This is a genomic window from Bdellovibrio svalbardensis (genome assembly GCF_029531655.1).
Taxonomy (GTDB): Bacteria; Bdellovibrionota; Bdellovibrionia; order Bdellovibrionales; family Bdellovibrionaceae; genus Bdellovibrio; species Bdellovibrio svalbardensis.
Map to the genome: position 1 here is coordinate 161,391 of NZ_JANRMI010000005.1, position 21,455 is coordinate 182,845.

General features: G+C 45.7%; 23 protein-coding genes. 14 read left to right on the forward strand and 9 right to left on the reverse strand.

Annotated elements, in window-relative coordinates:
- The first annotated feature begins 1 nt into the window (after position 1).
- The gene (locus tag NWE73_RS16435; protein WP_277579449.1) at positions 2–271 is read left to right on the forward strand and encodes a DNA-dependent DNA polymerase; all 270 of its coding nucleotides are present in this window, start codon (positions 2–4) and stop codon (positions 269–271) included.
- Between the two features lie 200 nt (positions 272–471).
- Here NWE73_RS16435 and NWE73_RS16440 read toward each other — a convergent pair whose 3' ends face one another.
- A complete protein-coding gene (locus NWE73_RS16440) occupies positions 472–1,356 on the reverse strand; it encodes an RsmB/NOP family class I SAM-dependent RNA methyltransferase (RefSeq protein ID WP_277579450.1) in 885 nt (294 codons plus the stop codon).
- A 123-nt stretch (positions 1,357–1,479) separates the two neighbouring features.
- Here NWE73_RS16440 and NWE73_RS16445 point away from each other — a divergent pair, with 123 nt between their 5' ends.
- From NWE73_RS16445 to NWE73_RS16455, 3 genes are all read left to right on the forward strand, one after another.
- Positions 1,480–1,926: a DUF3011 domain-containing protein gene (locus NWE73_RS16445; RefSeq protein WP_277579451.1), complete on the forward strand. Its 447-nt coding sequence runs from the start codon at positions 1,480–1,482 to the stop codon at positions 1,924–1,926.
- A gap of 313 nt (positions 1,927–2,239) precedes the next feature.
- The gene (locus tag NWE73_RS16450; protein WP_277579452.1) at positions 2,240–2,644 is read left to right on the forward strand and encodes a hypothetical protein; all 405 of its coding nucleotides are present in this window, start codon (positions 2,240–2,242) and stop codon (positions 2,642–2,644) included.
- Complete coding sequence (locus NWE73_RS16455; RefSeq protein WP_277579453.1) at positions 2,622–3,881, forward strand: hypothetical protein; 1,260 nt, start codon at positions 2,622–2,624, stop codon at positions 3,879–3,881. The genes NWE73_RS16450 and NWE73_RS16455 overlap by 23 nt, the downstream gene beginning before the upstream one ends.
- Positions 3,882–3,973: 92 nt before the next feature.
- Here the strand turns inward: NWE73_RS16455 and NWE73_RS16460 are convergent, their stop codons facing one another.
- On the reverse strand, positions 3,974–4,570 hold the full coding sequence (locus NWE73_RS16460) for a hypothetical protein (protein WP_277579454.1): 597 nt from the start codon (positions 4,568–4,570) through the stop codon (positions 3,974–3,976).
- A gap of 126 nt (positions 4,571–4,696) precedes the next feature.
- Between NWE73_RS16460 and NWE73_RS16465 the strand changes: the two genes are divergently transcribed.
- Positions 4,697–5,518: a TIGR02147 family protein gene (locus tag NWE73_RS16465; protein ID WP_277579455.1), complete on the forward strand. Its 822-nt coding sequence runs from the start codon at positions 4,697–4,699 to the stop codon at positions 5,516–5,518.
- 85 nt (positions 5,519–5,603) lie between these two features.
- Complete coding sequence (locus tag NWE73_RS16470) at positions 5,604–6,632, forward strand: hypothetical protein (RefSeq protein ID WP_277579456.1); 1,029 nt, start codon at positions 5,604–5,606, stop codon at positions 6,630–6,632.
- A 382-nt stretch (positions 6,633–7,014) separates the two neighbouring features.
- On the opposite strand, the gene NWE73_RS16475 is transcribed toward NWE73_RS16470, so the two are convergent.
- The 4 genes from NWE73_RS16475 to NWE73_RS16490 form a co-directional block, all read right to left on the reverse strand.
- Positions 7,015–8,445 carry a sensor histidine kinase gene (locus NWE73_RS16475; RefSeq protein ID WP_277579457.1) on the reverse strand — a complete coding sequence of 477 codons (1,431 nt, stop codon included), beginning with the start codon at positions 8,443–8,445 and terminating at the stop codon, positions 7,015–7,017.
- The gene (locus tag NWE73_RS16480; protein ID WP_277579458.1) at positions 8,442–9,146 is read right to left on the reverse strand and encodes a response regulator transcription factor; all 705 of its coding nucleotides are present in this window, start codon (positions 9,144–9,146) and stop codon (positions 8,442–8,444) included. Before NWE73_RS16480 ends, NWE73_RS16475 begins: the two co-directional genes overlap by 4 nt.
- Positions 9,139–9,804 carry a phosphate signaling complex protein PhoU gene (phoU, locus tag NWE73_RS16485; RefSeq protein WP_277579459.1) on the reverse strand — a complete coding sequence of 222 codons (666 nt, stop codon included), beginning with the start codon at positions 9,802–9,804 and terminating at the stop codon, positions 9,139–9,141. Before phoU ends, NWE73_RS16480 begins: the two co-directional genes overlap by 8 nt.
- 94 nt (positions 9,805–9,898) lie before the next feature.
- On the reverse strand, positions 9,899–10,969 hold the full coding sequence (locus tag NWE73_RS16490) for a hypothetical protein (protein ID WP_277579460.1): 1,071 nt from the start codon (positions 10,967–10,969) through the stop codon (positions 9,899–9,901).
- A 50-nt stretch (positions 10,970–11,019) separates the two neighbouring features.
- Between NWE73_RS16490 and NWE73_RS16495 the strand changes: the two genes are divergently transcribed.
- Complete coding sequence (locus NWE73_RS16495; protein ID WP_277579461.1) at positions 11,020–11,931, forward strand: Ppx/GppA phosphatase family protein; 912 nt, start codon at positions 11,020–11,022, stop codon at positions 11,929–11,931.
- A gap of 2 nt (positions 11,932–11,933) precedes the next feature.
- Here NWE73_RS16495 and sixA read toward each other — a convergent pair whose 3' ends face one another.
- Positions 11,934–12,440: a phosphohistidine phosphatase SixA gene (gene sixA, locus NWE73_RS16500; protein ID WP_277579462.1), complete on the reverse strand. Its 507-nt coding sequence runs from the start codon at positions 12,438–12,440 to the stop codon at positions 11,934–11,936.
- Positions 12,441–12,468: 28 nt separating this feature from the next.
- On the reverse strand, positions 12,469–14,637 hold the full coding sequence (gene ppk1, locus NWE73_RS16505; RefSeq protein WP_277579463.1) for a polyphosphate kinase 1: 2,169 nt from the start codon (positions 14,635–14,637) through the stop codon (positions 12,469–12,471).
- A 77-nt stretch (positions 14,638–14,714) separates the two neighbouring features.
- On the opposite strand from ppk1, the gene thiL reads away from it, so the two are divergent.
- From thiL to NWE73_RS16520, 3 genes are all read left to right on the forward strand, one after another.
- A complete protein-coding gene (thiL, locus tag NWE73_RS16510; RefSeq protein WP_277579464.1) occupies positions 14,715–15,701 on the forward strand; it encodes a thiamine-phosphate kinase in 987 nt (328 codons plus the stop codon).
- A 108-nt stretch (positions 15,702–15,809) separates the two neighbouring features.
- Positions 15,810–16,859 carry a CpaF family protein gene (locus tag NWE73_RS16515; protein WP_277579465.1) on the forward strand — a complete coding sequence of 350 codons (1,050 nt, stop codon included), beginning with the start codon at positions 15,810–15,812 and terminating at the stop codon, positions 16,857–16,859.
- 79 nt (positions 16,860–16,938) lie between these two features.
- Entirely contained in the window at positions 16,939–17,478 is a 540-nt protein-coding gene (locus tag NWE73_RS16520) for a PilZ domain-containing protein (RefSeq protein ID WP_277579466.1), read from the forward strand.
- A gap of 13 nt (positions 17,479–17,491) precedes the next feature.
- On the opposite strand, the gene NWE73_RS16525 is transcribed toward NWE73_RS16520, so the two are convergent.
- Positions 17,492–18,394 carry a LysR family transcriptional regulator gene (locus NWE73_RS16525; RefSeq protein WP_277579467.1) on the reverse strand — a complete coding sequence of 301 codons (903 nt, stop codon included), beginning with the start codon at positions 18,392–18,394 and terminating at the stop codon, positions 17,492–17,494.
- Between the two features lie 107 nt (positions 18,395–18,501).
- Between NWE73_RS16525 and NWE73_RS16530 the strand changes: the two genes are divergently transcribed.
- From NWE73_RS16530 to NWE73_RS16545, 4 genes are all read left to right on the forward strand, one after another.
- Positions 18,502–19,107, forward strand: a complete 606-nt coding sequence (locus NWE73_RS16530) for a YceI family protein (protein WP_277579468.1) — start codon at positions 18,502–18,504, stop codon at positions 19,105–19,107.
- A 4-nt stretch (positions 19,108–19,111) separates the two neighbouring features.
- Positions 19,112–19,882, forward strand: coding sequence for a 4,5-DOPA-extradiol-dioxygenase (gene ygiD, locus NWE73_RS16535; RefSeq protein WP_277579469.1), 771 nt, complete (start codon positions 19,112–19,114; stop codon positions 19,880–19,882).
- Between the two features lie 191 nt (positions 19,883–20,073).
- Positions 20,074–20,706: a hypothetical protein gene (locus NWE73_RS16540; protein WP_277579470.1), complete on the forward strand. Its 633-nt coding sequence runs from the start codon at positions 20,074–20,076 to the stop codon at positions 20,704–20,706.
- A complete protein-coding gene (locus NWE73_RS16545) occupies positions 20,696–21,418 on the forward strand; it encodes a hypothetical protein (RefSeq protein WP_277579471.1) in 723 nt (240 codons plus the stop codon). The genes NWE73_RS16540 and NWE73_RS16545 overlap by 11 nt, the downstream gene beginning before the upstream one ends.
- The last annotated feature ends 37 nt before the right edge of the window (positions 21,419–21,455 follow it).

Here is a 21,455-nt window from a genome sequence, read left to right on the forward strand (position 1 = left end):
TATGCACAAAGATAACTTATTAAATATTATCACGACCCAGCTGAAAGAGACCTCCAACATGCGAGAGAAGACTCCGGACTTCATCCGCAAAATTGTGAATCTCTACACTCTTCAACTTATGAACCTCGGAACTATTCCTTTGGAATTTATGGACGAAGTCATGGCCGACATCGAAGAGGAAGCCATTGAAATCTTCCGTAAAAAAACCTATGGCTTTTTGACTTTGGAAGAGTACCGCCGCCATAGTTTCCGTCAAAAAGACGACAACTAATTTAAAGACCCCATTTTCAGGCCTGAGCGACAATGACTAGAGTTGTCGCTAACAAAAAAATTGCAATGGCCATCGCTGATCTCATACTCACTCCGATTGATTTAGCACTCAGACATCATGTCCGAGTTCGCAATCACAGCTTAAGTCAGCTCTTGCGAAGCCCCTACTTTCCGTTATGACATGTGCCCGAAGGCAGGGTCCTAATTCTTCTCAATCACCGCGAAATACAAAGGTCCAAAGCCACTGTGATCAGGCATATAGGCCACGCCAAATTCGGTGCGTTCACCACCCACTCCCAAAGGAGCCTCGAGCAGACGAACGGCATCCTTCTTCTTTTTCAACAACTTGCGAATGACTTCATCATTCTCAGCGGGACTGATCGAACAAGTTGAGTAGACAATACGCCCGCCCGGCTTAACCGCCAATAAAGCTGCCGCCAACAGTGAATACTGTCTAGAAGCAAGATGCTCCGTACGACGTGGACTCCACTCCGCTTGTGCCGTCGGATTTTCCAAGATGTGTCGCTCGCCAGAGCAAGGAGCATCCAACAAAACACGATCATAAGTGTCAGCCTCTTTCAGGCCAAACTGCACGCCATCTTTTCCCGTAACCCAAACGCGATCACGAATACTGCGCGGAACATATTGTTGAATGACTTTTTTAAGACGCTCGCGACGTTCAGGAGAAAGATCGTTGCAGAAAATTTCTCCGGCCTCTTTCAAAGCTTCGATCATCACCAAACTTTTCCCACCAGGCGCCGCGCACATATCTAAAACACGATCGCCCTCTTGGACTTCCAAAGCACGCGCCACCATCACACTGGCCGGATCCATGACATAGACATCAAGCATCTCATCCGAATTTCTTTGCGGATGAGCACTTTGGCCCTCGGGAATCCAATAGCAATTCGGCAACTCGGGTTTTTGCTCAAAGGCCGACCAGGCTTTGTCCTGATCAATCGACGCGCTGAGTAGATTTTTGCGAGCCACTTGGCACTCGCCTTTTTGCAAGGCCGCGAAGAGAGCGGGCCATCTGTCGCCATAAATCTTTTCGAAGTGAAGATAGAAAGGGTGCGTCGTATTCATAGAAGGAAAATTTATGACATTCTGACACCAAAGTCACGGGTATGATTTCTGCAGCTCTTCATGGGTTTGGAAAAACCGGAATCATTTTGGCTCTATTTTTTTACATTTCTAAAAGGAGAATCCATGAAGAAGATATTTGTAATGCTGATGGCAATGTTCGCATTGACTCAAGTTGCCCATGCAACTGTGGTTGATATTGAAGATAACGGTTACATTGTACCCGGCGGTCCACGTCCTTACCCAGAACCTCGTCCAAATCCTCGTCCTGATCCATATCCAGGTCCTGGCTATCCTCATCCACGCCCAGAACCACGTCCGCCGCAACCTTATCCAGGACCGGGTTATCCTCCACAACCTCCATATGGTGACAGTGTTGATTACCTTCGCTGCGATTCTTACAACTGGAACTATCAAGAATGTTATTTCTCCCCATATCGCGTTTCTCGCGTAACTTTGATTGAGCAGAACTCTTATGATTCTTGCATCTACAATCAAACTTATGGAGTTTACCAGGATCGCATCTGGGTGACTCGCGGTTGCTCTGGAACTTTCGCGATCTACCGCTACTAAGTTGTACTGATTTTTTTGAGTCGTTAAACAATATGAAATTCATGAAGGCGCTGTCTAAACTGACGGCGCCTTTTTTTATCTGGATCTTGAGTGTTCGGAGCAATTAATTCGGCTTTCTTCGCTTAAGCACTCCACTCCGTGGTAATTTGAATTTCCCAAACGACACCGTGTCTCTACTAGTGAGCCTCGGTGGTGATGAGCGAAATGTCTCTGCCTTATGAATCATGATGTGGCTTGGAAGCATTGGGTTTCTATACGCTTCTCACCTAGACTGGATCTGCCCAGCGGTCATTGTTTAATATAAAATCAACTCATGAAGTACTTTCTTGTTATCGTCTCCAGCCTCTTCTGCCTATGCGCTAAGGCAAATACTCCTGATCGGTGGAGTGTCACCTTTAATGGTGCCGAGAAGTTTTCACTCAACGATAGTAGCTCTGGCAAAGAAAAAAACTATTCCATCAGTTTTTTTCGAGGCCATAACGAATTGATGAATCTGCCGGCTCGTGAGGAAATCTGGTTAAAGTGGCGCCAAAGACTGACCGCGCTCTCGCAAAGAAATTTAGAAAGCAAACACTGCTTAACGCCGTTGATTTTCTCAATTGAAAGAAAAAATCAGGGTACGCTGATCAAAAGAATCTGTCTCAAAGAGAACTCACCAGATGCCACGGAAGCAAAGAATATTTTAATTGAATTCAATGGATATTTATATGGTAAGTAGCTTCCCGTTACTGGTGCTACTCGTCTCTAATTTCGGCGCGTTTGCTCAGACCTTTCCCGAAGGTTGTATCCTTGATAATATGGCAAAGGTTTGTCAGTCTCTGTCGCAAATAAATCCTCACGACACACTTCAATTCGCAGATGGCAGTAGTGTTCCAGCTTGTGTTATTAGAACCGAAAATGTTTCAGCCCTGATAGCTGATCACAATGGTGAGTCGAAGAGCACAAAACTCGCTTCTCTGACCCGAAAATATTTTGATATACTCCAAAAAGATTCCTCCCTCTCGGACCAACGAATTGCGGAACTGCTTCGGAGCCCCGCGCGTTTAGAGACTTATCTTAAGAAGCATCGTTACTCGCTTAAATCAAAGGACTGGCTTGATTATCAACCTCTGGCTAAAGAACGACAGGTTCAAAATGCCGTCACCACCAAGTACACTGACCTGCAACCCGGATTCGACTTTGCAAAGAAGATTCTCTTGGATCTCGGCGGACAACAACTTGCGGCAGACTCGAGTAGCGATAAAAATTCCTTTAATGGCTTAAAAAATGTCCAACTCCACCGAACTGGTATCCCGGAAAATCTTTTGTGCCGCCCGATGCTGAACTCATTCTATTATGGGCCTAATGGCATGCTAAAAAACTCAGTCTATTTCACTGAAGGCACGACCCAGCTGAATGAAAAATCAATTTATTTTCTTACTGGTCACGAACTAGGTCATTCCTTTGACCCTTGTCACGCTTTAGTCGATCCTATTTCTGAAGTACATCCTTACAGAAAGCTGATTTCTTGCCTTCGTAATGACGTCGGACATTTCAAATCTGTGACAAAAATCAAGAGCCATGCAGACTGGTGTAAGGACGACCACACCAATGAGGCCTTCAGCGACTATTTCGGCCTTTACGTCTTAGAAGAATATCTAAAGAAAAATCCGACTAAGACACAAAAGATAGCTTCCCGCGCAGGAATTGTCGCTATGCCGCCGGGTTATGAAAATCTCTTTTTCTTGATCGATGATGCCTGTGCGGGCGGCATAGATGACGACGATTCAAAATCAGATCATCCGTCCGGATATCGACGTCTAAAAAATGTTATCACCAACAGCTCCATTATTGCTAAATCATTGGGATGCAACCTTCCTACGAATACCCCAAGATGTGATATTCGGACAGGTCTGACCGGATACGCCGGACCTGCAACCGGTGATAAAAACACACGCCTTAAAGGCACAAGATAAATTGAGATCATGCTTTCTGTAAAAAGGCGCCTACGTTCTAGTTAGCTGAAAATTTAAGTCTAACCCTCTTTCAAAAGGCTTAGACCGTAGGTTTACTTTTCGATGTTGCAAGCAGGGAGCGTGCTCACTAAGGCGTTAAATACGCCCTGACATTGGGAGCGAAGGGGAATCCATCTTGAAATTTCAGACTCCAATTCTCTTTCATACAGCGGCTGATATGTTGTGAACTCACCGACGTGTGCTCCATTAGAATCACTAATCGAATGTTTAAGTTCATTCTTCGGATCCGTCAGTTTAAAACCGCCGGCGCATCGATGCTTTTCGGTGCCCTCATCGTCATAACTAGGTGCCGTGACTCTGAATTCAATTGCTAACAAATTATTGTCCTTAGATCTTTGCATCCCCTCTTTTCCGAAGAAGCTAACATCACCATAGTTTAGAGTTTTAACGACTTTATAGCCTTTCAATTCAAGTGCTTTTGTCACCAGTTTTGCATAACCATCAAAATCAATCTTGTAGGTACTGTTCATGATATATCTGCCATCGGCACCCACGCTGAGTATTGCCTGGCAGGTCCGGTGCCTAACAGTGACCTCTGTCGCATTTGCGGAAATTGAAAAAATCGAAACCAAGAGAACAATTAGGTTTTTCATTTGAGTTCCTTTCTTAAGTGTTTCATTTTGAACCATTCGCGCTCAGGAATATAACTCACTGCATCTATCGCGTGTTTATATTTATTCTTAACAATATAAGTTAATTTTAAGTATTTACTAACAATTGAACTTAGCCGATAAATCGTTTGGGGGAGCCCATTCATGTCACAAGATATTGATATTTTTAGATATATTCATTATCGCGAGTATTTAAAGGCCTGCCTACCTGCTAAAGGCGATGGCCGCGGGGGACGAAGCCGACTCGCCCAGATCTTGGGGTGCCAACCAGGATATATCTCCCTAGTGCTTTCAGGGAAATCTGATTTCAGCCCTGAGCATGGGATGCAGATCGCAGACTATTTTCACCTTAATATTGAGGAAAGGGATTTTCTTCTTCTGCTAATTCATAAAGATCGAGCGGGCTCTGTAAATCTAAGAACGCACTATGAAATACAGATTAAGACAATTCAAAAAGAGAAAATGGAAATCAAGTCTCGCATAGCGACCACGCATGCGCTGAGTAACGAGGAACAGCTTCAATACTATGAAAGCTGGTTCTTCACCGCTCTACATATGTGTACCCTTGTTCCCCAACTGAGAAGCATTTCAGCCATGTCGACCTACTTAAATATTCCCAAAGATCGTGTGAAAACAGCTTTGACGATCTTGATGAAGATCGGTCTTGTGACGCAAGAAAGAGGTTCCTTCGTTAGTACACAAAAGCGAATACATCTTGGCGAAAAAGGTTTGGCGCTTAAAAAACATCATACTAATTGGCGCCTTCAGGCGATCAATTCATTAGATCATTCGACAGATGATGATCTTCATTATTCGTCGGTGATGAGTATTTCCAAAGAAGCTGCAATGCAGATCAAACAGATCCTGCTTAAATCCATCCAAGATTCGGAACCAGTTATAAAAGGGGCCAAGGACGAGGGTGTCTTTGCCCTAGTCATTGATCTTTTTGAAGCGGGTCAGAAGTAAATCGGGTGTTAAATCTCAAAATGATACAGGCCTGTGGCTTGCAGTAACTTTTCTTATGAAGTTCATCGCTAGCTGGGAGACTCTCATGAAGGCATTTCTGACAATTATTGGCAGTCTATTGCTCTTTTCGGCTATGTCTCAGGCAGAAGAAAAATTGCAGCTTAATGTCGACAATGGCAAACAGATTTTTATATCCGACTCTCAAGTTGTAAATCTTAAAAATAATTCAGTTACAGTAAAGAAAATTCTTAATAAAGACCTATCAGAAATTTCAAAAATTCCGTCATCTCAAAAAGGACTTCTGATGGGTGGCGCGACTAGTGGCGGTGGCGATGATATTGGACTGGAAGTGCAAAGGGCTTTGAGCCTCGTCGTTCAGGCGATACAGATCGATTCCGAATTGTACCCAAGCAAAGTCAAGCAAGCACTTTTAACGAAAGCACAGTCAGTCAAAATTCTTATTACTGAAGAGGCGCTTCCTGCTGGCGTGGGGAAACTATCGCAATATGGAGCGGCCTTTAGTGTCTTTGACGGCCGACAAGCTGTGATCCTGATTCAGCGTCAAAGATGGGTGGCCATTGATAATCCTACAATCAAAGATTCTCTGATTCATCATGAGTTGGCAGTTTTGGCAGGGTTAGAAACAACCGGGGACTATCAATACACAAATCTCTTTGCCACTCAGCGCGCGAAGTTCTGGGAGCGTCTTCAATCGCAAAGTTTTGTCTGTACATTTAGTCTATACAAAAAAACAAATGATCGAAATTCCGTAAGTAGAAAGCTAATGGGTTCCGCCGGGGTATTTATTGGTGACCCTGGGGTATCATCAAACTTCGAAGTTATTCAAGACCTTGAGCCTCATGTAGACGGAAAAAGCAACAGAGCCATTATTGTGCGCTATGTACTTGCAGGCAGTGGCTACCTAAGAGCGCAAATTTCTGAGGCCGATGTGACACGGTATAAGAATAGTAGTTGGAAAACCTTTTCCAATCTTTCTGAAATCTCTGTGGAAAGAATTTACTTCAGTCCTTATGACTCTGTGGACACAGGGCGAGGATCAAATCTAGAAACTTGGGGAGACAATTTTCTCCAAGTGGCATGTTCGAAAATGTAACCTTTTTAAAGAAGCGATATCGGAAAAGATCTGTCCTAAAAACACTGCCTAAAAGACCTTGTTACTACCGGCAACTAAAGACTTCGTAATTTTTTCCACCGAGGATCTCAGGCTTTTTTCCACTACCAACAATTGGGTGAAGATTTTCCTAAACAGCTGAAGAAGCAATGCGACACCGGCGGTGGTGTTGCGTTGCTTCTTCAGTTCTCAAAGAGTTCGCCAATCTGTGACCGAAAAAACCTCACGAGAGTAATGACTTCTACTATCCAAAAAATGAAACTCCCATTGAAAGATAAAAAAAAGGCTCAATGAATTTCGCTGAGCTTTCACTCAAAAATTCACTAAGCCCTATTCCATCCAATTTCCAGTCTCAAATTTCCAACTATCTAATCGGGAATGTGCAGATAAATTCGCTGCCTTGGCCTTCAATGCTTTTTACTGTGACACTGCCGCCATGGCTTTGCATGATGTGCTTAACGATGGCTAAGCCCAGACCGGTGCCTCCGCTGTCGCGGGTGCGGCCTTTGTCGATTCTATAGAATCGTTCAAAAAGACGGTCCAAATGTTCGGCTGGAATGCCTTGGCCGTCGTCGATCACTCTTAAGAGAATATTGTTTTTTGGATCTTTTTCCCAGCGGATTTGGACGGTCTTTCCGTTCGGGATGTATTTGACTGCGTTGGAGACCAAATTTCTTAGAACTTGTTCAACTTTTCTGGCGTCGGCAGTAAATGGCGGCACTTCGCCAATCACGCGGATCGCAATATTTTTTTCTGCGGCAAGAACTGCCAGCTCAGCCACGACATGCTCGGAAATTTGCAGTGGATTGATCTGCTCCAACTTCAGCTCGGAGTTCGTGGACTCCATCGTGCTGATGCTCAACAAATCATTTACAAGATCCATCAGACGATCAATGTTTCTTGAAACGATATCCAGAAATTTTCCAGCTTGTTGGATTTGCCCGGTCTTCACGTCCTCAATGAGAGTATCGACATAACCTTTGATGGAGGTCAAAGGTGTACGCAATTCATGAGAGGCGTTGCCGACGAAATCGATGCGGATTTGCTCAGCCTTTTTCATCTCCGTGATGTCATGGAAAATACCGACGACCCCGTAAATGACCTTGGTTTTTTCATTGCGGATCGGATTCACTGAAACGGCGAAGTAACGAGGTTGATTATCCAACAAGGTTGACAATTTCACGGTGAAGCGATGACCTTTGCCTTCACGGATGGTTTTTTCAAAACCTTCGATCACATCGGGATCACGGATCGCGTCTTTTAAACGCAAATGTTCTTGTTTCAACTGCAAGCCAGTCAGAAATTGTGCTGCGAACTGGGAATTCGAATACAGAATCTTTTCATCAAGGCTGACACTGACCAGCCCCTCGGCGACGGCACTCATGAAAGCTTGTGACTCTTCTTGAGCTTGCAGGAACTGCGCCTTACGTCGTTTCATCTTTTTATGAATCTTATTAAGGGCAACTTCCAGCTCTACAATGTCGTCGGCTTCATCGTCTAACAGGTCATCATCCTGCAGATCAAACAGCTCACCATAGGCGCGCTTATTGGAAATGCGCAAAGTTTTTAAAATCACTTTATGAATAGGCCGTGCAAAGCGGTAAGCCGTAAAAACTGAAACAAAAATGCTAATAACGAAGAAATTCAAAAGAGCTTCGTTGTAAACGAAGGCTCTGACTTGATAGCGCAGATCAATAATTGAGATGATCGCCAGGTGAACTAAATTAAAAGCTACAACCTGAGTGACAAAGAATTTCCAATATAAACGCCAAGGGAATCTAACAAATCGACTCATACAGAGTCCATCTTAACCCTATAACCCACCCCGCGGATAGTCTCAATACGGTCACCCCACTCGCCTAACTTCTTGCGTAATCCGAAAACATGGGTGTCGATGGTGCGGCCAACAACATTAATGCCCTCGCCTTGAATATTCTCAATCAATTGCTCACGAGTCAGAACAACACCGAGATTTTGCACCAATGCGCCCAGCAATTTAAATTCAGAAGGAGTCAGGTGAAGAGCTTCATTATTATAAGAAATATCGTAAGACTTAAAGTTCACGCGCAATCCTGCCACCAAAACTTCATCATCCGGCTTGCCGGCCGTCGCGAGACCGACTTCGGCTCTGCGAACCAAAGCCTTCACTCGGGCGATAAAGACTGCGGGATTAAAGGGCTTCGAAAGAAAATCATCAGCGCCTTTTTCCAGCCCCATAACAATGTCCTGAGGTTCGGTTTTTGCTGTGACCATCAGAACCGGGGATTTTCGATTTATAGCTTTGATTTTTTCGACGATATCAACGCCGCTTAAACCTGGGAGCATCCAATCAAGGACGAACAATTGGAAATTGTTCTTAGCCATTTCGTTCAGCGCTTCTTCAGCGGAAGTACATTCTGTGACTCGAAACCCTTGTCGCAACAAATGCAGAGCCATTAACTCACGAATCTCTTGTTCGTCTTCCACCACTAACACATGAACTGACTGGTCAGCCAAATTTACCCCCGTGACGAACGTCTTTGCCGGTATAGGCAAAGATCACATCTTCCGCAATATTCGTAGCGTGATCACCAAGACGTTCTAAATTTCTAGCAATTAAAATCAAATCAAGAGCTGCTTCAACGTCATCTGAATGAATCTTCATATGAGCGGTCGCATCTTTAAAAACTTTGCTTTTCAAAGCATCGATTTCGTCATCCATTAACAGGATTTGTTTTGCCTCATCAACATCACCGCGAACGAAGCAGTCCAAAGAACCCTTGACCATACGACCGGCAATCTCTGACATCTTCTGAATGTCACTCAATTGCGCTTGGATCGGCTTGCGCCCCAGATAGTCTTTACCAGAGTAAGAAATATTCACGGTCTGATCGCCCATACGCTCAAGATCGTTATTGATCTTAATCACTGACAAGATCAAACGAAGATCTTTTGCCACCGGGCCTTGTTTTGCCAAGATGTTCATGCACACGTTGTCCACGCGAATGTGGTCTTCATTAATACGCTTTTCAATAGCATGAACTTCATCAAACATCGCGAGATCTTTTGTCAAAAGAGCCGTTGTCACCTGGGACAAGGATTTTTCGACGTGACCACCCATAAGCAGAATCATCTTCTTTAGATCTTCAAGTTGAGTGTCGATGGCACGTTCCATCTGGATCCCCCGTATTTTTCATTTATATGTTTTATTAGCTAAAGACACCGCTTAACACGGTATCTCTTTGTCATTCTAACAGAATCTTAACATTTTAGAACAAAACCTGAGCCGCAATTTCAATTTTAGAGTTGTCGCGGATGCCTTTTCCATAGTTTTCGCCGTACTTCGTATAGTCGGCAGCAAAAGCGGCCTTCACATCCGAAGTCACTTGATAGGCCAAAGAGGTCAGCCAAGTATTCAGCTCCTTCCCACTAGCGCCCACAACTGCGTTCAAATAGTCCCAACGAAGCATGACTTCCGCCTTCGGCCCTGTACTCACGATGCCAAAAAGACTGCCGCCCTGCCCATGCACCGCTTGCCCCGTCAAACTGGTCACGTCCACACCTTCTGCCATTTTTAAGTTTGTAATGGCATCTGCTGGGTCATGGGTGTCGAGAAATTCCAAGCCCACTCGCCAATGGTCATCTTCAGTTTTAAAAAGAGCCGAAGCTTGAATACGCTCCCGTAAATTCACCGAAGCATCGTACTTGTCATAGGTGCCACGAGAATAGTTCGCTGTGAAGGTCCAGGGATTCCACTTGGTGAAACGCAAAAATAAAGCGGATTCTTTGTGCGGCTGTGGTTCTGCTGTGTCACGACCTTGTCCATTGACGACCGAAAGAGCCCACTCCCCCATATCCACCGGCAACTCGGACATAAAAGAAACCCCCAGATCGGAATAATACAAATACTTCCACTTCTCTGTAATCACCCAGCCCGTGGGCCCCAGAAAACGATAGTCCCACTCCTGATATTGAGCCTCTTGCCAAGATGTGGGGATCAACCCCAGTCGAAGTCCATGCATCCCCTCAAAAATACTGACCAGATCTAAATAAGCTTCGCGCGTTTGCACAGTGAAGGGCTTGCTTTGATCATCTCTTTTTTCGGCGCCTTCAAAAGAGACAAAGAGCAAATTTCCTTCCTTCAAGGGAACATTAAAATCCAAAAGAAGAGATGGAATGCTAAAGACAGACTCCCCGCGATCAGCCGTTGGGAGACTATAAATGCTCGCGTTAAGGTCCGCTTCACCCGTGATCTCAATATCAGCCAGGGCAAAAGCCTGAGAGCACACAAAGAGTGTCGTTAAAGAGAGAAAAAAACCAGGCAAAAGCAACTTTTTCATGTCACTGATGCTCTCACTTTTATATACTATTGCCAAAGGAGAACTATCACGTGTCACGCCGAGTATCAGCTATCGACATTGGATCCAATGCCATCCGCATGATGGTCGCTGATCTTTCAGAGACAGCTCCTTTTCTGCATATTGATAAGAAGTTTCGCGCCCCCGTTCGCTTAGGTCATGATGTGTTCACTTCGGGATCCATTGGCCACGATGTGATGGAAGTCGCCAAGGCCACCTTCCGCCGCTTTGCCGAGACCAATCAAAAAATGCAGGTGCAAAAGTGCCGTGCCGTTGCCACCAGTGCTTGCCGTGAGGCGAAGAATCGCCAAGATTTTGTCAAAGCGATCAAGGAAGTTTCAGGCATTGAAATTGAGATTATCGATGGCACTGAAGAAGGCCGTTTAATTCATCTTGCCGTTCGCAAAGAAGTGGATCTTGATGGCAAAAAGACGATGCTCATAGATATTGGTGGTGGCAGCGTTGAAGTGACTTTTTCTCAAGGGCCAAAAATGATCGCTACAAAGTCCTTTCCTATGGGGACCGTGCGTGTTCTGGAAAATCTTGCGAAACGAAAAATGAACGAAAGCCATTTGAATATCATCATGGGCGAATTTCTGGCGGAACTGGGCGAGCATATTTACCAGAACGTCGATCACGACCCGGTCGACTTCGCCATTGGCACCGGCGGTAATTTGGAATGCCTCGGGCAACTGAAGGTGCAACTTCTGAAGCGCACACCCAGCACATTCATAACTTTGGCAGAGCTGACTGAAATTATTGATCGTCTTCGCGCGCTTTCAATTCGTGATCGTATTGAAAAATTAGGCCTTCGCACCGACCGCGCCGACGTTATTGTCCCGGCCGCCGTCCTAGTACAAACCATCATGCGCCAGGCAGAAACCGAGAAAATCGTCATTCCTGCTGTAGGTCTTCGCGATGGCCTAATCTGGTCGATGTTTTAAATTTAGTCTGCTAAAAATTTTGGTGGAATTGAAAACAGCAATTGAGCGGTGCCGATCTCGGCCTGAGCAAACGATTCCAACTCCAAAGCGATGATTCCGCCTTTTTTCAGATCAATGAAACTTTCAGGCTTGCCCGTCAAAAGATAGCTCGCAAAGGTGCTCAGATGGGGCTCATGCCCAACAATCGCAATTCGTTTGTAATTGCGTCCTTGTGTGCGCAACCATTTCAACAGGGCCTGCGGAGGACTTTGCGGCACCAACTCTGGCACCTCAATCACTTTGGTTTCAAAATAGATTTGTGACATGATCTCAGCCGTCTGGCGCGCTCTGGTAAAGGGACTCGTCACAATCACATCAAAGTTCTTCACATAGTCGCGAAGCTTCACAGCGACTTTCTGCATGCGCTTTCGCCCCTTCAAAGTTAAAGGACGAAGCTGGTCCTCTTGGCCCTTTTTGGCAAAGTCTTCGCGTTCTTCTGCGACAGCATGACGAATGATGATGAGTTCCACGGATCGTTTTTCCCCTGACTTTTGTTTTCTATTCCAAATGCGATTCAGAATCTTCGTTGACCGTCACGCGGCTTTTCGCCGACTGCATAAGTACCTGATGGATGCCGACATCATTCGAAGCTTTCTTCGTATAAGTCCCATCTGAATTCATCACCCAAGCCTGGCGTTGTTCTTTCATATAAAGCTGAATGATTTCCCAACATTTCTCTTTAAGTGAACGATCCAAAACCGGAACGATCGCCTCCACGCGCGCATGCAGATTTCGGTACATCCAATCTGCAGAACCCAAGAAGAACTCCCCATCGACAGGATCTTGAGCACCATTGCGGAAATAGAAAATCCGCGAGTGCTCTAAGAAGCGGCCAATAATGGATGTCACACGCAACTTCTCACTCAACCCAGGAACTCCTGGGCGAATGGCGCAGAAGCCTCTGACAATCATGTCAATCTCAGTTCCTTTTTGCGAGGCCGCATACAGGGCGACACCCAGGTCATTTTCTTCAAAGTTGTTAAACTTCGCAATAATGTGGGCAGGTCTTCCCGCCACCGCATGCTCGGCTTCCCGTTCAATCATTGCCTTGAAACGGTTGAACATATTCACCGGCGCAATCAAAAGATGCTGATAGTTGTTCTTTAAAGAACGTCCCGTGAGATAATGGAAGAATTCGACGATATCATTCGTGACCTCTTCCCGGGCTGTCAGGATTCCCAGGTCAGTATAGAATCTGGAAGTCGTGACATTATAATTTCCCGTTCCAATATGAGCATAACAGCGCAAGCCATCTTGCTCCTGGCGAACCACTAACGACGTCTTAGCGTGAGTTTTCAAACCGACAACGCCATAAACAACGTGAACTCCGGCATTCTCAAGCTCTGTGGCCCAATAGATATTTCTTTCCTCGTCAAAGCGCGCCTTGAGTTCCACCAGGCACACGACTTGTTTGCCTTGTTCTGCGGCGCGAATCAACGAACGAATGAAGGGGCTGTTGTCACCGGTACGATACAAAGTCATCTTGATCGCAAGTACCTTCGGGTCATCACTGGCAATACGAATGAATTTTTCGACAGAAGCCGAAAAGCTCTCAAAAGGATGATGCACAAGCTGATCGCCCATCTTCAAGGCGTTGAAAATACCAACGCCCTCCTCCATAAAGGCCGGAGTCACTACTGGCGTGTAAGGTTCAAACTTGAGCTTCGGAAGATTGATGTCTGAAATGACCGAAAGGTCAGCATAATCCAACTCCCCCGGAAGTTCATAGATATCGTCCTCGGTCAGTTCCAACTCTTCCATCAAAAACTTGAGCATCCATTGATCTGGCTTGGGCCCATGCTCAAGACGAACAACTTCCGCAAAACGACGTTGACGAAGTTCTTCTTCGATCGCTTCGAGTAAATCTTCCGCATCCTCTTGATCCTGATCCGAGTCGGCATTTCTGGTCAGACGGAAAACCATGGCTCCGACAACTTGCATTTGCGGAAAAAGATCCGCCAAGTTCTCTTTGATAACTTCCTGCAAACTCACGAAGCGGAAGGCCGCACCCTCCGGATCCGTACGAATCCACTGGGGAAGAACTTTCGGCACTTTGATGCGCGCAAAAAGTTTTTCATCGCTGTTTGGGTAAGTTAGGGTCACCCCTAAAGAAACTGACAAGTTCGAGATAAATGGAAATGGATGCCCAGGATCCACTGACAACGGAGTCAGAACCGGAAAGACATTCTTGTTGTAGTATTTTTTAACATGTTCTTTTTCTTTTTCAGACAAATCTTTCCAGGAAAGAAGGAAGATACTTTCTTTCTCCAAAGCGGGCTTCAATGTTTTATTAAAGCAGTTAGCTTGATCCAAGAGCATGGGAATGACGGACTGACGAACCTCTTGCAGCTGCATCAGAGGTGTTTTGCCATCAGCAGACTTCGGTGAAATTCCATAAGCAACGTGACGTTTGAGGCCACCCACGCGCTTCATGAAAAATTCATCCAAGTTAGATCCTGAAATACTTAAGAACTTTAAACGTTCAAGCAAAGGATTGCGCGCATCCTCAGCTTCCGCCAAGACACGACGATTGAAGTTAAGCCATCCCGTTTCACGACTGGTGAAAAGACTTTCAGATGACAGAGGGTGTTCCACTATCTTGGGCTTGCGATTTGTTTTCTTTTTTGACGTTCTTTTCGGCCCAGTGGGCGCCTTCGGTGTGACCAAGAATCCTCCTTGACTCCTCACCTCTCTATTTCACAATAGAGGTACTTTTTTAGCAATGTCCTTCTGGAAACAATGATATGCAAAATACCCCGAAAGAATGGAATCGCATTGATAGGATCAAATCTCTCGTCCAGCGTCATAATCCGCAGACGGTGGTTCCTTTGGGAGACGATGCCTTTGTGTTCAAAAACTTTCCAGGACTCTCTGTTATCGCTCAAGATATGATGGTCGAAGATGTGCACTTTTCGCTCTCATATACGACTGCGGCAGATCTTGGACACAAAATTCTGGCGGTGAACTTAAGCGACCTTGCCGCGATGGGAGCGACTGCCCATTTCGGGATGGTTTCCTTAGCACTGCCCAAAGAGCTCAAGTCGTCGTCCAAAAACAACGATGGAACGTTAACAGAAACATGGCTTGACGAATTCTACCTAGCCATGACAGCACTGGCCGACAAGTTCTCTGTGGAAATTGTCGGTGGCGATCTTTGTGGGTCTCCGAAAAGTGTTGTGGTCGATCTCAGTGCCTATGGTTCTTGCGAAAAGCCCCTCACTCGGGCTGGCGCAAAATCAGGCGATCTTTTACTCTCGAGTGGTCCATTGGGACTTTCCCACACCGGGCTGTTGGCTTTGCAAAAAAATATGTCTGAATTGTTTCCAGAAAGTGTTCTTAGGCACAAGCGACCGATGCCACGACTTGATTTAGTCGAGCATCTCCAGCTTCATGCTGATAAAGTCCATGCTCTGATGGATTGCAGCGATGGTTTGATCAATGACACTTTGATTCTCACTCGCGGAGAACTTGGATTTAATGTTTTTGGCGATCGCCTGCCAATCCATGCGGAAACTGTAGAAATGGCTACTTCCCTTAATCAAAGCCCCCTCGAATTGGCTTTGTGGGGCGGCGAAGATTATCAGCTCCTGATGGCCATTGCACCTGAAGATCTTCCCTCATTCCCCGGCTGGCATGTCGTTGGTCAGTTCACCGACAGCAAAGATTTCTATCTTCTTCAAGGTGACTTGAAAGCCAAAATCACCTCCTTCAAAGGATGGAGCCATTTCTAGCACTAACCTTAGTCCAGTTCATCTGACACTCTGAGCCTCAAAAAGGCACGACGTATCTGGCATGTTTTTTTGTCAAGTTAGGGGTGTTTTACTCCGATACTTAAGACTATGAAACTGGATTATGGCCCGCTGACATCGCTCCTTTCTGATTCGACAATTTCTGAGATCATGGTGAATTCACCTGAACAGATTTTCGTTGAACATAAAGGCGTCCTTGTTGAAACAGGAGTTCGCTTTATTGATGAGCGCGCCCTGTGGGATTTCGTATTCGCTGTTTTACATGTGGATGGCAAAGATAAATCTCAAGCCAGTTCCTTTGATGGAACGCTACCGGATGGCAGCCGTTACAATATCGTTGTGCCACCGATGACTCCGAAGTTTCCCTGCATCACCATTCGCAAATTTCAAAGCAAACGTTTTACTCTTCAAGATTTAGTACAAAACAAATCTTTGAACGATAAAGCCGCCCATTTCCTTTCGCAAGCGGTGAAAGCCAAGATGAACATCTTGGTTTCCGGTGGAACAGGATCCGGCAAGACATCCTTCTTGCAAGCGTTGACCTTTGAAATTCCAAGTGAAGAACGAATTGTTACGATCGAAGATGTGGCTGAACTGAAAATTCAGCAAAAAAACTGGGTGCAACTGCTGTCTGTACAACAGGGCACTCACCCCGTGAGCACTCGTGAATGCGTTGTCAGCTCATTGCGCATGCGTCCCGATCGAATCCTGGTCGGTGAATGTCGCCAACAAGAGACCTTCGATATGCTCCAAGCGATGAACACCGGACATGAGGGCTCTATGACGACCCTCCACGCCAACTCTCCTCAGGAGTGTTTGACTCGCTTGGAAAATCTTTTGTACATGTCAAAATTCGAACTGCCTCTTAAGGCTTTGCGCGCACAAATCGCAAACTCTGTGAATTTCATTGTCCAGGTGAAACGCCTGACCTCTGGCCAAAGAGTGGTCACTGAAATCATGGAAATCTCTGGCATGGAAGGGGATGTGATCACCCGCGCTCCTGTTTTTTCTTTGGATAACAAAGGGGAACTGGTTCCGGTGGGGTATGTTCCACGCAGCATTAAGACCTTCCAGGCCCGCGGCTTCACCTTCCCTGAAAGCTTCTTTGATCCTACAAAAGCCTTCCGTCGCGCATCTTAATTTGAGACATATTCGATGAGAAATTCATAGCGAATAAAATCAGGTCAAGAAGAGAGGCTCTTTTGCCGAAAAGTCCTGTATGACAAGTCTCGCTCGTTATCACGGCCGCTCTCCAAGATACATTCTCGACACTGAGGACGAAAGCCTCGTGCGTGTTGCGGGACCGAAGCAAATCCCATGGGAAGAAGGAACTGAAATCAAAAACGTCTCTTTGACGGGCCTTGCTTTCACCGCTCCCGATGATCTGTGTCCCCTTCTGGGCGAAGTCATTAAAATCCAATTCTCTCCTCCTGGCGCAAAGCAAATGGCGTGCTATGGCATCGTCACTCGCCTGGAGAATATCACCGAAGCGCGCACCCTGGTCGGTGTGCATTTTTATAAAATGGAAATGGCGCAAAGAATTGTTCTCGCGCAAGGCTTGGCGAGACGCTTCAAAGAAGCACAAGAGCGCGGGCAGATCGACGACATGCTCAATCGCCCCTCTTCCAAAATCAGCCTGGCGAACTTGCCACAGCTTGTGATGATGAGCCTTCTGGCTTTCATCTGGAGCGCGACCATCTATTCACTGTTCCATTTGCAGTATGAAGGTCTTTACAAATTGTTGCTCAAAACTTTCTAAAGGCCCTTCGCAGCTAAGCTTCGTTGAACATTTCCTTCAGTCGCTTTGAAGCAAATTCCACGAACTTCTTTACTTTCAACGGCACCTCTTTTTGTTCCGGCATCACAAAGCTAATGGGAACTTCCTCACTGTGCAAATTTTTATGAACATGCACCAGCCTTCCGTTTTTTATGTGCTCAAGAACTAAAAACTCTGGCACATAAGCCAAGCCTCTTCCGCTCAAAGCCATGCCGACCACCAAGGCCGGATTGTTGCACGAAAAGATAGAATTCATTTTTAAAGTGATCTTCTTCCCATCATTGGTTCTGACGGGGCTCACTTGATTGTTGGAACCCAAAGAAAGATAAGGCAGTTTGGCCAACTCAGAAAACTCATCCGCATTGCGATAGCGCTCTAAGAAACCTGGAGTTGCCACGAAGATGTTTCGCAACACGGTCACCTTTTTTACTTTCAAGGAACTGTCTTTAAGACGACCGATTCTTAGAGCCACATCAATGGATTCTTTCACCAGATCGACATAGGCCTGAGAAAGTAAAACCTCAAAGCGCACTCGCGGGTAAAGGCGCATGAACTCATCCAAAATAATCGGCAGTTTTACCGCCCCCATATCGTCGGAAGCTGTTAGCTTAATCACTCCCGAGACATCCGAAGTCGCTTCACTCATTTCGGCGGTGAGATTTTCCAGTCCCTCGATCAAACCCTTACAACGCTCAAAATAGATCCGGCCACTGTCAGTCAGCTGAAATTGTCTCGTCGTGCGATAGATGAGCTGCACTCCCAGCTCTTTCTCAAGAGCTGCCAGGCGTCGGCTGACGCGAGACTTGGGTTGATGCAGAATCTCCGCTGCTTTGGTGAAGCTTCCTGCTTGGACTATTCTCACAAAGGTACGAATTTGGTTTAAATCTAATTGTTCCATATATGGAACAGTATATCTCAACCGTGTCACCTACCGCAATAATCAAATCGGCCCGATACTAATCCCGTTCCATGAAATGAAATTAAACAAAATAAAGGAAAATCAAAATGACTAAGCTACTAACCACCACTGCTTTCGTAACCTTGATGAGTGTTTCTGCATTTGCCGGAAAAACAATTCCAGCGGGCACTTATGCCATCGACAATGCTCACTCCAAAATTGGTTTTGAAGTCCCCCATCTTGTGATCGCCACCGTTGAAGGCCGCTTTACAAAGTTTGACGGCTCAATCGTGATTGATCCTAAACTTGAAAAATCAAAAGCTAATTTGAACATCGACGTTGCCAGTGTAGACACAGACAATAAAGACCGCGACGGTCACTTGCAAAGCCCGGATTTCTTTGACGTCGCTAAAAATCCTAAGATGACTTTTGTCACAAAAAAGATCGTTGGCACGGCGGACAATTTGAAACTTGTTGGCGATCTGACTTTGAAGGGTAAAACTAAAGAAGTCACTTTAGACGTTAAATACTTGGGTGATGTGAACGATCCGTTTGGTAATCACAAAGTTGTATTCTCTGCGACCGGCAAAATCAATCGCCAGGACTTCGGTTTGACTTGGAGTAAAGCGGTTGAAGCAGGACCTGTCGTAGGCGATGAGATCACTTTGTCGATCAAAATCGAAGCGAACAAACCTGTTGATAAAAAGGGGTAACCTTATGTCTCGCATGCCTGTGTTATTCGTTGGCCATGGATCTCCTATGAACGCGCTCGCTAAGAACGCGTTCACAGACTCTTTGACTGAATTAGGAAAGAGACTTCCGAAACCGCAGGCTGTTCTTTGTGTCTCCGCCCACTGGGAGACACAAGGAACACAAGTTCTGTATAACGCCGAACCTCCGACCATCCATGACTTTTACGGTTTTCCGAAACCTTTATTTGATGTGCAATATCCCGCGCGCGGCCCCTTAAGCCTTGCCCATGAGACACAACGGCTCGTGCCGGGCTCAACTCTCAATGAAAAGTGGGGCTTGGATCATGGAACGTGGTCTGTTCTGGTCCATATGTATCCGCACGCGGATATCCCGGTGTATCAACTTAGCATCGACGTTTCCAAAACTCCTCAGCAGCATCTTGAAGTTGGAAAGCTGCTAAAACCCCTCCGTGATCAAGGTGTTTTGATTGTTGGCAGTGGCAACATCGTTCACAATCTCAGACTCATCAACTGGCGCGAACAAAATGCCGCCTACGACTGGGCTGTCGAGTTCGACAAAGACATCAAGCAGGCTCTCGAGAAAAGGGATCCCAATGCTTTGACTCACTATGAGGACCAGTTTGGCGAAGCCGCGAGGAAATCAGTCCCTACTCCTGAACACTTCTACCCGCTGCTTTATACATACGGCGCTTCTGATGAGAACGACAAGCTCAGCTATCCTTATGAGGGTTTCGAGATGGGCTCTCTCTCTATGCGCAATGTTCTTTGGTCCTAGGACAATTCTCGGCGGGTTTCTTCCCGCCGTTTTTATTATGGAAAGCATAAGACTAACCCACGGTGTCAGTTGTAGCTTTGTTATTAATCCTATCGACAAGTTCACAAATGTTTACTACGACTGAAAACAGGGGGGACACAATGAGGGGATTCATCTTTTCTTTTTTATTTCTTTTTTTAGGAACACTTTCTGTGAAAGCAGAAGTGAACTTCGATCGTAGCATTTCTGAAGCGACCAAAACACAAATCACTGAAGATTTAGGTTTCGTCAAAACTCTTGAAGGTAAAGGCGGCTCGGCTCTTTACAAAAATATCTTCCAAAAAGACGTGCTAAGGGGCTCCGACTTGATGGATTTCTTCTCAGATCGCATCACAACTTTCTCTATGAACAGTTGTGGAGGTGGCAATGCCGTTGCCGCATGTGTGATTCCGTGGATGGATTCTCACACGATGTGGATCACGCCAAACTATGTGAAAAATAGCATTCCGCAAATCTTCCGTATCAGCATCATTTTCCATGAATCTCGTCACACAGAAGACATTCATGGCAACTGGATGCATGCGACCTGCCCCGTTCCTTATTTGGATGACAATGGCAAAGACATCGTCGGCATTATTTCCGGAACAAAAATGGAAGGCATGCCAGCTTGTGACAACCAAGCTGTTGGAGCTTATGGACTGCAAGCCGTTCTTCTTAAGAACATCGAGAAAAACTGCAGCAACTGTAATCAAAAAGTGCAAATGGATGCGAAGCTTTTTGGCGACGACTCTATTTACCGTATCAGCAACTTAAACTCTAGAAAACAATTGAAGAATGATCTCTAAACAACAGCCCACCCGCTTGTTCATTGTTATACTTGCAAGCTTGGGCCTTTTGTTTTTATTAGTGAAATATATGATGCCGAACTCTTTTTTAGGAAAGAGTTCGGATATTCCAAGTCCGACAATTCAGGCCAGTGATTTACAAACAAATCCAACGGCACCGTCTGCAGATTCCACTTCGACACCGATCAGACATGACATTCCCGTTGATGCGAAAGCCGAAGAGCAAACACGTATTTTACAAGAAATTCTTAAAGCCAAAAACGACAATGATCCGCGTATGGATACGGCTTTGTTGGTTTTAAGTGAAAACACCAAGATTCTCTTCCGTCAGCTCTATAAGAATACTCAGGCAGAAAAACGCAACGACCGTGGCACCATCGTCTTTTTGTTGGGACGAAATATTTCCAATGCGGCTGACTTAAGCTTCTTCTCCGAAGTACTGAATGAACGCCCTTGCCTCAGCCTAGCTGATTGCTCCAAGACAGAGACTGGTGGGCTCAGCAAAGAGGAAGACGAGCACCAAGGTGGATTCGCCGTCAGCCTCGCCTACCCTCAACTGGTCACTCTTCATTCTCTTGATCATTATCTCGAGCTACACGGTTCCAGCGAGCTCAGCGACAAGGTGAAGGACCTCATTGCCGAGGCCAAACACTCTTCTGTTCCCGAGATTGCTCAGATGGCTGAAGCCATCGAAGCCAAACGTCGTCGTTAATATTCAACGCCAACATTCAACTTCATAAAAAAACCCA

Excerpts from the sequence above, each read along its gene's own strand:
- NWE73_RS16435 (WP_277579449.1), top strand. The coding sequence starts at position 2 with ATGCACAAAGATAACTTATTAAATATTATCACGACCCAGCTGAAAGAG.
- NWE73_RS16440 (WP_277579450.1), bottom strand. The coding sequence starts at position 1,356 with ATGAATACGACGCACCCTTTCTATCTTCACTTCGAAAAGATTTATGGC.
- NWE73_RS16445 (WP_277579451.1), top strand. The coding sequence starts at position 1,480 with ATGAAGAAGATATTTGTAATGCTGATGGCAATGTTCGCATTGACTCAA.
- NWE73_RS16450 (WP_277579452.1), top strand. The coding sequence starts at position 2,240 with ATGAAGTACTTTCTTGTTATCGTCTCCAGCCTCTTCTGCCTATGCGCT.
- NWE73_RS16455 (WP_277579453.1), top strand. The coding sequence starts at position 2,622 with ATGGATATTTATATGGTAAGTAGCTTCCCGTTACTGGTGCTACTCGTC.
- NWE73_RS16460 (WP_277579454.1), bottom strand. The coding sequence starts at position 4,570 with ATGGTTCAAAATGAAACACTTAAGAAAGGAACTCAAATGAAAAACCTA.
- NWE73_RS16465 (WP_277579455.1), top strand. The coding sequence starts at position 4,697 with ATGTCACAAGATATTGATATTTTTAGATATATTCATTATCGCGAGTAT.
- NWE73_RS16470 (WP_277579456.1), top strand. The coding sequence starts at position 5,604 with ATGAAGGCATTTCTGACAATTATTGGCAGTCTATTGCTCTTTTCGGCT.
- NWE73_RS16475 (WP_277579457.1), bottom strand. The coding sequence starts at position 8,445 with ATGAGTCGATTTGTTAGATTCCCTTGGCGTTTATATTGGAAATTCTTT.
- phoU (WP_277579459.1), bottom strand. The coding sequence starts at position 9,804 with ATGGAACGTGCCATCGACACTCAACTTGAAGATCTAAAGAAGATGATT.
- NWE73_RS16490 (WP_277579460.1), bottom strand. The coding sequence starts at position 10,969 with ATGAAAAAGTTGCTTTTGCCTGGTTTTTTTCTCTCTTTAACGACACTC.
- thiL (WP_277579464.1), top strand. The coding sequence starts at position 14,715 with ATGCAAAATACCCCGAAAGAATGGAATCGCATTGATAGGATCAAATCT.
- NWE73_RS16515 (WP_277579465.1), top strand. The coding sequence starts at position 15,810 with ATGAAACTGGATTATGGCCCGCTGACATCGCTCCTTTCTGATTCGACA.
- NWE73_RS16520 (WP_277579466.1), top strand. The coding sequence starts at position 16,939 with ATGACAAGTCTCGCTCGTTATCACGGCCGCTCTCCAAGATACATTCTC.
- NWE73_RS16525 (WP_277579467.1), bottom strand. The coding sequence starts at position 18,394 with ATGGAACAATTAGATTTAAACCAAATTCGTACCTTTGTGAGAATAGTC.
- NWE73_RS16530 (WP_277579468.1), top strand. The coding sequence starts at position 18,502 with ATGACTAAGCTACTAACCACCACTGCTTTCGTAACCTTGATGAGTGTT.
- ygiD (WP_277579469.1), top strand. The coding sequence starts at position 19,112 with ATGTCTCGCATGCCTGTGTTATTCGTTGGCCATGGATCTCCTATGAAC.
- NWE73_RS16545 (WP_277579471.1), top strand. The coding sequence starts at position 20,696 with ATGATCTCTAAACAACAGCCCACCCGCTTGTTCATTGTTATACTTGCA.